Here is a 1,448-nt window from a genome sequence, read left to right as displayed (position 1 = left end):
AATTTTTTCATATTATTTTCATTATACAGTATTTTAAAAATTAGTTGACTAAAATTCATTGATAATTGTATATTATTAATGTGTTTAACGCCGGCTTAGCTCAATTGGTAGAGCAACTGACTTGTAATCAGTAGGTTGTCAGTTCAAGTCCGACAGCCGGCACTCTCACTCATATAAGTAAAGTTGATGTCCTTTTTAATAGTAGCAAATTGGAAAATGAATGGAGTGCGTTCTTCATTTGTTGACTTTATAGGCAAACTTAACGACAAGAGCAACGAAATTACCTCTAAATTAGTAATTTGCCCTCCTTTTACATCATTTCCAAGCAGTATAGAGTTGAACAATAATATTAATATAGGAGCACAGAATTGCCATTATAAAAAGTTCGGTTCTTACACAGGTGAAATTAGTGCAGAAATGTTAAAAGAACTAGGGTGTACTTACGTAATACTTGGGCACTCTGAAAGGGCCAATGAAGAAGATAGTGAAATAAAACTTAAGTCGGAAATAGCAATAGAATCAGGCTTACACCCAATTATCTGTGTAGGTGAAAATTCAGAAGATTATAAGAATGAAAAAACAAAAGAAGTAATAGAATATCAATGTAAAAACCGCTTGCCAACGCACGGTGAATATACCGTAGCATATGAGCCAATATGGGCAATAGGCACAGGTCATGCGCCAAATAATGATGCAATTACTGAGGTGATAGAGGTAATAAAATTGTGTACTGGTAAAAAACACATTATATATGGTGGTTCAGTCAGTTCAGAAAATATAGAAAATTTGCTCAGTATCTCAAATTTATCAGGAGTTTTAATTGGCAGTGCAAGCTTAGATTTCGATCACTTTTATAAAATTATACAACAAGTTGAAAAAAAGTTTTCTCTTATCAATTCTAAAATCAGCAACTAAGAATCCTATAACAAATGACATCATTTCAGTGTCAAGCATATATAGCTAACCCAAGAAAGGGTTCCCTCCTTGGTTTTGATGTAAGTAATCCCATACTTTATTTGGTTGATCAACAATAAAGTTCTGATCTAGTATATTGGGAGCTACAGCTCTATTATCTGTTTGTTGTTTTTTAATTTTAAACTTTCTTTTCAGTATAGCCCTGATGTCATTTTTCTGCATAATACTTTGCACCGTTTTCAAATTGCAACTTTTACCCAAAGCCTTCAATTCAGCATGAATTTTAGGAGCTCCATATCTACATTTAGAAACTTGATATATTTTTTGAATAGCTTCGAGTAGCTCTTTATTTGCTGATTCTCTACTGCTTATTTTTCTTGTGGTCCACTTATAGTAGCCACTAGCAGAAAATCCTACATAATTCCTGTACTTTATAGCAGTTACTATATAAAAAAATATTTTACTCTTTTTGACTGGCCAGGGCTTTTTTTTAAATGTCTCTTTCCCTTGTTACTCTTGCTTTGTAAATCAAA

Annotated in this window: 1 protein-coding gene, 1 tRNA gene and 1 pseudogene; 2 read left to right on the top strand and 1 reads right to left on the bottom strand. The window is 32.6% G+C overall.

All coding sequences use genetic code 11. From position 1 onward, the window contains the following. Positions 1-89: 89 nt before the first annotated feature. Positions 90-162: transfer RNA gene (locus OZD61_RS04045), tRNA-Thr, on the top strand. A gap of 24 nt (positions 163-186) precedes the next feature. Continuing rightward, on the top strand, positions 187-915 hold the full coding sequence (locus OZD61_RS04040) for a triosephosphate isomerase (protein WP_274979949.1): 729 nt from the start codon (positions 187-189) through the stop codon (positions 913-915). A 32-nt stretch (positions 916-947) separates the two neighbouring features. Here OZD61_RS04040 and OZD61_RS04035 read toward each other — a convergent pair. Beyond that, positions 948-1,448: pseudogene (locus OZD61_RS04035) on the bottom strand (IS3 family transposase); the annotation flags it as partial.

The organism is Wolbachia endosymbiont of Drosophila bocki (genome assembly GCF_028982005.1).
Taxonomy (GTDB): Bacteria; Pseudomonadota; Alphaproteobacteria; order Rickettsiales; family Anaplasmataceae; genus Wolbachia; species Wolbachia pipientis.
The sequence above is the reverse complement of the archived record's forward strand: the minus strand, read 5'-3'. Positions and strand labels throughout refer to the sequence as shown.